This is a genomic window from Isoptericola sp. NPDC060185 (assembly GCF_042728595.1).
Classification (GTDB): domain Bacteria; phylum Actinomycetota; class Actinomycetes; order Actinomycetales; family Cellulomonadaceae; genus Isoptericola.
Map to the genome: position 1 here is coordinate 1 of NZ_JBHWYY010000105.1, position 8,913 is coordinate 8,913.

Annotated in this window: 5 protein-coding genes; 1 reads left to right on the forward strand and 4 read right to left on the reverse strand. The window is 72.8% G+C overall.

Translation table 11 applies throughout. The annotated features are described in order from the left end of the window. Window positions 1-176: 176 nt before the first annotated feature. The 3 genes from ACFWDO_RS20080 to ACFWDO_RS20090 are packed head-to-tail and all read right to left on the reverse strand — an operon-like array spanning window position 177 to window position 3,468. Complete coding sequence (locus ACFWDO_RS20080) at window positions 177-1,550, reverse strand: extracellular solute-binding protein (RefSeq protein WP_380326718.1); 1,374 nt, start codon at window positions 1,548-1,550, stop codon at window positions 177-179. Beyond that, a complete protein-coding gene (locus ACFWDO_RS20085; RefSeq protein ID WP_380326721.1) occupies window positions 1,547-2,470 on the reverse strand; it encodes a carbohydrate ABC transporter permease in 924 nt (307 codons plus the stop codon). The genes ACFWDO_RS20080 and ACFWDO_RS20085 overlap by 4 nt, the downstream gene beginning before the upstream one ends. Continuing rightward, on the reverse strand, window positions 2,470-3,468 hold the full coding sequence (locus ACFWDO_RS20090) for a carbohydrate ABC transporter permease (protein ID WP_380347132.1): 999 nt from the start codon (window positions 3,466-3,468) through the stop codon (window positions 2,470-2,472). The genes ACFWDO_RS20085 and ACFWDO_RS20090 overlap by 1 nt, the downstream gene beginning before the upstream one ends. A gap of 164 nt (window positions 3,469-3,632) precedes the next feature. Here ACFWDO_RS20090 and ACFWDO_RS20095 point away from each other — a divergent pair, with 164 nt between their 5' ends. Next, window positions 3,633-4,835 (forward strand): ROK family protein, encoded by a 1,203-nt coding sequence (locus tag ACFWDO_RS20095; RefSeq protein WP_380326728.1) that lies wholly within the window; start codon window positions 3,633-3,635, stop codon window positions 4,833-4,835. Between the two features lie 100 nt (window positions 4,836-4,935). Here ACFWDO_RS20095 and ACFWDO_RS20100 read toward each other — a convergent pair whose 3' ends face one another. Next, window positions 4,936-8,757: a TM0106 family RecB-like putative nuclease gene (locus ACFWDO_RS20100; protein ID WP_380319626.1), complete on the reverse strand. Its 3,822-nt coding sequence runs from the start codon at window positions 8,755-8,757 to the stop codon at window positions 4,936-4,938. Window positions 8,758-8,913 lie beyond the last annotated feature (156 nt).

Here is an 8,913-nt window from a genome sequence, read left to right on the forward strand (position 1 = left end):
GTCGATCGCGCCGCGCCCGTACTCCTGGCCGTGCCCTGGCCTTGCGAGGTGAACGGCGAGCCGCAGGGGGGGGGGGCTCAGGACGGCATTGGCGCCTGCTGGGGGTGCGAGGGGTGGTGGCCGGCCCCAGGGCCGGCCGGTCCCGGCGGGCGCACGAGGCGCCCGCCGGGGGCGGGTCAGGCCGGGATCACGCTGTTCTGGCCGTACGTCGCCGGCATCTGGTAGCCCTCGAAGAGCGCCATCTTGGGGGCCACGCTCTGCTGGTTGTTGGTGATGGCCTGCTGCGGCGTCTGCGACCCGATGATCACCGAGCTGCGGGAGCGCTGCAGCGTGTCCCAGGCCACGGAGCCCACGGGCAGCGGGGGCCGGGACGTGGAGGTCGGCAGCATCTGCCGGAACAGCTCGGCCTTGGGGTTGTAGTTCCGGGCCTGGATGGTCCGCAGGTTGGTGGGCAGGTCGCCGAGCAGCGGCTGCACGATGCTCTGCCCCTCGAACCCCGTGTAGAACTTCATGAACTCCCACAGGTTGCGCGTCATCTTGGCGCCCTTGGGCACCACCAGGGAGGCGCCGCCGGACCACGAGTACGTGTCGTCGCCCTCGGTGCCCACCGGGAGCCAGGTGAACTTCAGCGGCAGCTTCGGGGCGTACTTCTCGTTGCTGCGGATGGAGAACGGGCCGGTGGTGGCCATCGCCAGCCGCTCGCTGAAGACGGCGGTCTGGCTGGGCGGGGAGTTCGGCGGCTGGTACGTCGCGAAGAAGGCGTCGACCTTGGAGTAGGGGAACTCGTCGGCCCAGTCGGCGTAGAGGTCGAACACGGACTTCCACTGGGGCGAGTCCAGCGTCACCGACGCGGTCTGGTTCGAGTAGAGCTGCGCGTCGAGCCCGAAGGCCCAGGTGTACGGCCAGCCCTCGCCGTCCCAGGGCACGAACCCGAGGGTCTCGAAGTTGCCTCGCGAGTCCGTCTTGGTGAGCTTGCGACTGACCTCGCGGATCTCGTCCCAGGTGAGCACGTGCTGCTCGGGGTCGAACATGTCGAGGTCGATGCGCGCCTCGCGCAGGAGGTTCTCGTTGTACATGATGCCGCGGGCGTCGGTGTTGATCGGCAGCCCGTACAGCTGGCCGTCGTACGTGAGCTCGTCGATCGCGAACTGCAGCCACTGCTTCGTGTACTCGTCGACGGAGGTGTCCTCGTACTTCTCGATGAGGCCTCCGATCGGCTCGAGCAGCCCGATCGAGGCGTTCTGGACGGCGTTGAACCGGTCCATCTGCCAGACGTCCGGGGCGGTGTGGCCGCGCACGGCGGTGATGATCTGGCTCATGTCGGCCACGCCGTTGCTCGGCACCTGGTTGATGTCGAGCGTGATCCCGGACCCGGCCTTCGTGGCGTTGAACGCGTCGATGACCTTCATGTCCTTGTCGGCGTCGGCGGCGCCCATGCCCCAGTAGCGGATGACGGACTCGTCCGACGAGCCGCGGGGCGCGCACGCCCCGAGGGAGAGCGCGGCGGCCGACGCCGCGGCGGCGCTCAGGAAGGTGCGGCGTGTGATCACTTGAAGCCTCCGATGGTGATGCCCCGGATGAAGTGGCGCTGGAACACGAAGAAGAGGATCAGCAGGGGCAGGATGACCAGGAACGACGCGGCCATGAGCAGGTTGAAGGAGACGTCCTGCGCGTGGACGGACCGGAACGACTGCAGGCCGATGGAGAGGGTCTGCACGCTCTCGTCCTGCAGGTAGATCAGCGGTCCCATGAAGTCGTTCCAGGACGCCACGGCCGCGAAGATGGCGACGGTCGTCAGCGCCGGCTTGGCCGTGGGGAACACGAGGCGCCACAGGATGGTCCACTCGCTCGCGCCGTCGATCCGCGCCGCGTCGAGCATGTCCTTCGGGATCTGCATGAGGAACTGCCGCAGCAGGAACACGTAGAACGCCGAGGCGAACATCGACGGGATGATCAGCGGGAAGAACGTGTTGACGAGCCCGAGCCTGGCCCACAGGTCGAACATGGGGATCAGCGTCACCGGGAACGGCAGGAAGAGCGTCGCGATCACCAGGTAGAACACGAGGTCGCGGCCGGGCCACTTCAGGCACGCGAACCCGTACGCGACGATGAAGTTCGAGACCACCGAGAAGACCACGACCGAGATCGTGATGATCGCCGAGTTCAGGAAGAAGTGCAGGAACGGCATGGCCGTGACCGCGTCGACGAAGTTGCTGAGCTGCCACGACTCGGGGATGAAAGTCGGCGGGAACTTCGCGAGCTCCTCGTCCGACTTCAGCGCCGAGATGATCATCCAGTACAGCGGCAGCAGGAAGACGGCGGACAGCGCGATCATCACCACGCGGGCGATCACGTTGCTGTACCAGGGGCGACGCGTGCCGTCGGCCCGCCGGTTCAGCTGGTCCTCGTCCGCGGCACGTTCGGCGGCCCGGTGCTTCTGCAGGGGCTCCGTGCGGACCATCGTGCTCATCAGGAAGCCTCCACGTCGTAGTTCACGAGCCGGCGCGAGCACCAGAAGATCAACAGGGCCAGGGTGAGACCGGCCAGGAACAGCAGCACGGCCAGGGCGGAGGCGTACCCGAGCTCGGCGAAGCCGAAGGCGTTCTTGTAGAGGTACATCATGTAGAACAGCGCGCCCGCGTCGGGGTCGCCGGTCCCGTTGGTGACGATGTACGCCTCGGTGAAGACCTGGAGCGCGCCCGAGACTCCCGTGATCAGGTTGAACAGCAGCACCGGGCTGAGCAGGGGCAGCGTGATCGACCGGAACTGCCGCATCGGGCCGGCGCCGTCGACCCGCGCCGCCTCGTAGACCGTCTTGGGGACGTTGCGCAGGCCCGCCAGGAAGATCAGCGCCGCGTTCCCGGCCGCGAGCTGGGCCATCAGCACGATCGCGATCTTGACGCCGGTCGGGTAGCCGAGCAGGTTCACGTTGGACCCGCCGAAGACGTTGAGCACCTGGTTGAACGCCCCGAACTGCGGGTTCAGGAACACGATGAAGATGAACGACATCGCGAAGGCCGGGATCAGCGACGGCGCGTAGAAGATGGTGCGGTACCAGGCGACCTCGCGGACGTTCTGGTTCATCGCGAGCGCGAGGACCAGCGCGACGACCAGGCCGAGCGGGACGGCGATGAGCGCGTAGAACAGCGTGTTGCCCGCCGACTTGGTGACGAGCGGGTCGGCGAACGCCGTCGTGTAGTTGCCGAGGCCGACCCAGGTCGGCGTCCCCATGCCGGAGTACCGGGTGAAGCTCAGGTAGATCGAGTAGCCGACCGGGTAGAGGACGAAGACCACGATCCCGACCAGCCAGGGCGAGATGTACTTCAGCCCGAGGACCAGGTTGCGCTTGTCCGTCCGCGACATCCGGTGCCGGGTCCGCCTCGGTGGCGGGCCACCGGTCTCGGCCTCCGCCTGCGCGGGTGGCGCACCTGCCAGGGGCGTCCCTGTCGCCAGTTCGGTCGTCGTCATCGCACTCCCTTCGGTCCGGCGGCGGACGCTGTCCGTCGCAGCCGGGACAGGGGGTCGCGCAGCACCGAGGGGTGATGTGGACCACAGTGTCCTTCGCGGCCGGACATTACTCATACTGATGGAGATATTCAAAGAGGCATCATGGACGCGACGGAGGGAGCACGATGCAGGCGACGACGATGCCGCAGGTCGGGGCCCGGAACGAGCTCGTCGTGCTGCGCGCGATCCGGGTCTCCCCGGACGGTGTCGACCAGTCGGACCTGATGGAACGGTGCGGCCTGTCGCGCCAGGCGGTGTCCCAGATCTCGCGGCGCCTGATCGACCGGGGCCTGGTCCGCGCGACGCCGGTGCACACCCGGAGGCCCGGGAAGCCCGCGATGTCGATGCGCGTCGAGCCCCGGGCCATGCTCGCCGCCGGGGCCCACCTCGACCCCGCGCACATCACGGTGACCCTGGTCGACATGCTCGCTCGCCCGATCCTCGAGCGGTCGCTCCCCGCGCCCGGCCGGGACCCGGCGGCGGACGTCGAGCGCATCGGCGCCGCCCTGGACGACATGCTCCGCGAGCTCGGCGCCGCCACGCCGGACGGGGACCCCGCGGCGGTGCGCGACACCGTCCAGGGGATCGGCGTCGCGGCCCCGGCCGGCCTCGACGCCGCCCGGGGGACGCTGCTCAACCCGCCGTGGCTGCCGGGGTGGCGCGACGTCCCGCTCCTCGACCTGATCCGCGCCCGGACCGGCCTGCCCGCGGTGCTCGACAAGGACACCAACGCCGCCCTGACGGCCGAGTGCTGGCCCGGCCGGTTCTCCGTACAAGAGACGGTGCTGTATCTGTACGTAGGCGCCGGCGTCGGGTCGGCCGTCGCGGGCGACGGCAGCATCCACCGGGGCAGCACGGGCCAGGCGGGCGAGATCGGGCACCTCCCCACCGGGCTCGACGCCACCCGGTGCCGCTGCGGCCGCACGTCCTGCCTCAACCTCTACACGGACATGAACCGCTTCCTGGAACGGGCGGGAGAGGCCGACGACCCGCATGGCGGCAGCTCGGCGGCCCTCGCCCGACTGCAGCGGCGGGCGCGGGGCGGCGACGATGTCGCGCGCAGCCTGATCGAGGGCTACGGGGTGGCGCTCGGCGAGGCCGCGCGCACCCTGATCAGCGTCCACGACCCGCACCGCGTCATCATCGGGGGCCCCTACTGGGGATACCTGGCCGACGCCGCCATGCCGGCCGTGCGGGATCGCGCGCGAAGAGCCCACGACGGCGCGCACAACGTCCCCGTGACGTCCTCGGCCTTCGGGGACGACGTCGCGGCGATCGGCGCTGCCACCCTGTTCCTCGAGCAGAAGCTCTCGCCCGCCACCGCCTGACTCCGGACCCCTGATGCTCTCGGACGTCGCCGAACAGGTGGTTGCGCACGTTCTGAGCGCTCAGCACGTGCGCAACCGCCTGTTCGGCGGCCGCGCCGGCTCAGCGCGACGTGACCGCGCGCTCGCACAGGCCGAGGAACGCGCCCAGGCGGCCGAGTCCCTCGGGCGTGTGCGGCAGGTAGTCCGTCAGCGCGGGCGAGCGCACGACGATCGCGCACCACTGCGCGCGGGAGACGGCCACGTTGATCCGATGCCGGGAGAGGAGGAACCCGGTGCCGCGGGGCACGTCGTGGGCCGACGACGCCGCGAGGGTGACGATCGCGACGGGCGCCTCGGTGCCCTGGAAACGGTCGACGGTGCCGACGCGCACCTCGGCGAGGCCGGCGGCGTCGAGCGCCCGGCGCACCGCCCACACCTGGGTGTTGTACGCGGCGAGCACGACGACGTCGCGCGCCTCGAGCGGCCGCTCGGGCTGCCCGGGGCCGGGCGTCCAGGACCGGCCGACGACTCCGGCCGCCTGCCGGACCACCTCCTGTGCCTCCTCGGGCGACACGACCCCGCGACCCTCGTGCTCGACCGCGACGTGGTGCACCCCGGGGGCCACGCCGTCGAGCCGGCGGGCCGCTGCGGCGGGGTGGGAGCCGAGTCGGCCCTCGTACGCGAGCTGCGACACCGCCTCGCTGAGGGCGGGGTGCATTCGCCACGACCGCGCCAGGAAGTAGCCGAGCCCGGCGGGCAGCACGTCGTGGCCGTCCGCGAGCCAGCCGAGAGCCGAGCGGTCCACGGGTTCCGGGTGCTGCCCCCTGCTGACCTGGGGCAGCTGCTGCGGGTCGCCGAGCAGCAGCAGCCGCCGGGCGGACCGCGCCACCGCCAGCGTGGCGGCGATCGAGAACTGCCCGGCCTCGTCGACCACCAGCAGGTCCAGGCCGTCGTCGGGCCAGCGCTCGGCGTGCGCGAAGTCCCAGGCCGTGCCCCCGACGACGCACGGGCCCCGGCCGGCGAACGCGGCGAGGTCGTCGGCCGACAGCTCGGCGCAGACCGCCGACGCGGACGGCCCGTCGGACTGCCGCTTCTTGGCGACCCGGTCGGCGGGCACCCCCGCCTTCTCGACGACGGCGCGCAGCATGTTCTCGACGGCGGCGTGCGACTGCGCCACCACGCCCACCCGCCAGCCCTCGGCGACGAGCGCGGCGATCACGTGGGACCCCACGTGCGTCTTGCCGGTGCCGGGCGGGCCCTGCACCGCGAGGTAGGAGCGGTCGAGGTCGCGGGTCGCGGCGAGCACCGCCGCGGTGAAGTCGCCGTCCACGACGTCGGGCAGCGGCCCCCCGCCCGTGAGGTGCGGCGGGCGCCGGCGCAGCAGGTCCGCCCCGGGGCCGTCGGGCAGCGTGCGGTCGTGGTCCCAGCGGGCCAGGGCGCGGCGGGCCACGTCCTCGAGCGCCTGCTCCTGCGGGTCGGCCCGCGGGCCGGACGACGGCGTGAGCGCCATCGGCAGCGCGTCGAAGGTCTCGGCGCCCACGCGCAGCTGCTCGCGCACCACCAGGACGTCGCGCTCCCCCGCCTCCGTCGCGCGACGCACCGCGTCGACGACCAGCGCGTTGCCGTGGTACCCGCGCACGGCGTTCGCCGGGACCGTCACCCCGTCCGGCGCGGGCGCGTCGTAGAGCAGGAACGGGGTGCCCCCGACGCCGAGCTCCGACCCCTCGGACAGCCGGCCGGTCAGCTCCAGCACGCGCGCCGGCGCGCGCCGCCCGTCGTCGACCGCCCAGTCGCGGGCCACCGTCGCCCGTTCCACGTGAAACGTGTTCCGCCGGCCCTGCCACTCGTCGGTGGGCAGCTCGAGGCGGGAGAAGTGCTCGTGCCAGAACGGCTTGCTCTCGCGGCGCCAGTAGCCGAGCGAGGCACCGACCATGGCCAGCGCCTCCGCCTCGTCGTCCCGCGCGCCGCGGCCCTCCCCGACCCGCTCGCGGACCTCGGCCTCCAGGGCCAGGCGCCGTTCGCGCGCCTCGCGGGAGGCCGCCCGCCGCGGCGACTCCTCGGCGACCGCCGCCTCCCCGTCGGTGGCCTCGGCCTCGGCGTCGGCCGCGAGTCCGTCCGCACCCGCGGCGCGCGAGGCGTCGTCGTCCACGACCGCGCCCCCGGCCGCCGCGGCCCGCGCGTCGACGACGTCGGCCGCGCCGCGGAGCCACTCGAAGAGCCGGAGCGTGGAGACGCAGTCGTACCGGTTGTAGTCGGCGATGCCGCGCAGCAGCTCGTCCGCCTCGGCCGTGCGGCCGGCGTCGCGCAGGGCGGTGTACTCGGCGTACACGACGATGGACGCGGCGGCCGTGGTGACGTCGCCCGACCGCAGCTCGTCGCCCATGTACAGGGGCTCGAGCCTCTTGATCGACTTGGACCGGTCCGAGATCCGCAGCGACGACCGCACGACGGCGTAGAGGTCCACGAGCACGCCGTCGCGCAGCAGCTGGTCGACCTCCTCCTCGTACACGCCGTGACGGGCCGCGATGGAGAGCAGGTGCACGCGCTCGTACGACGCGTAGTGGTAGACGTGCAGGTCGGGGAACCGGCGCCGGCGCTCGGTGAGGTAGTCGACGAAGTCGACCAGGGCCTGCCGCTCCTGCGCGAGGTCGTGGGCCCAGAACGCGCGGAACGGCGGGGCTTCGCCCTCGGCGTCGGGCCGCTCCACCAGCCCGAAGAGGTAGTCGAGGCCGGTCTGCTGGCCCCACTGCTCGCCCTGCGGGTCGGACCACAGCGGGTCGCCCTCGAAGTCGAAGAAGACGTCGCCGGGGCTCGGGTCCGGCAGCCGCCGCACGGCCGACGTGTCGGGTAGCTGCCAACGGATCGTCGCCGGCGTGCCGTGGTCGTCGTAGGCGACCTCGCCGTCCCACACCTCGCCCCACGGCGCCGTGCCGGTCTCACCCGTGCCGATCCCACCCGGGCCGATCCCACCCTGGCCGAGCTGCAGCCGCGCCTGGTCGCGCACGCGCTCGAAGCTGCGGGCCGGCATCCCGTCGGGCGGCTCCTCGGCGGCGGCGAGCGCGTCGATCGTCGTGATGCCGCCGGCGACGAGCGCCGCACGCTGCCGCTCGTAGACCCCGCCGACCAGCAGCACGTCGCGGTGCGCCGCCGCCTGCTCCGCGCAGGCCTCGCACCGCCCGCAGGCGGTGAAGCGCTCGTCGCCCCACGCGAGCGGGCCGTCGTCGGCGCGGTGCGCGGCGACGACCTCGCGCAGCCGGGCGCGGCGCTGCTCGAGCACCGGGAGCAGCTCGGCGAGGCGGTGACTGGTGGTGACGCGGGTGCCGAGCACGAGGTGCGCGGCGTCGGTCGGGTCGACGTGCGCCGCGGCGAGCTGGTCCGCGTAGGCGGCGAGCTGCAGCAGCGCGGTCACCTTGGCCCGCCGCGCGAGCTTGGTGTCGAGCACGGCGTAGCGCGGCAGCGGCGGCCCCGCGTGGCCGCCCGGCCGCCCGGGGCCGACGTCGGGGTCGCCGAGCGGGTCGCGCAGCAGGAAGTCGGCGCGGCCGTGGAACTCGCCGTCGAAGAACGACGCCTGCGCGACGACGTCGGCCCCCGCCTCGACGGCGGCGAGCGTGGCGCCGTGCGCGGCCTCGAGCGCGTCGCGGGTGAGCCGCGCGACGGGCTCGACCTCGACCACGCCGCCGGGGACGCCCTCGCGCGCCCGCCCGTAGCGGGAGACGTACTCGTCCAGCACGCGGCGCTCGTGCGCGTCGCCGAGCGCGGCCGTGCGCGCGAGCATCGCGTCGGCCTCCCGCTCGCGCCGCGGCGCGCGACCCAGCAGCTCGTCGAGGCGGCGCAGCAGCCGGAACTCGCACCCGGCGGCCACGACCAGGTCGCTCGCGGAATGCACCACCGTCGGCTCCGGCGCGCGGGCGCCGTCGGTGGGGGGCGGGTCGAGGAGGAACATGCCCCCGGTCTACCAGCGGCGACCGACACCCTCCCATGAGCGTTGTGAGCGGGCATTTGGCCCGGTTCGCGCCCCCGAACGGGGCCAAACGCCCCCGCACAAACCGCCCGGGCCGAACGCCGCCCCATGCAAGCAAGAATGATGCAAGCGTAGGTT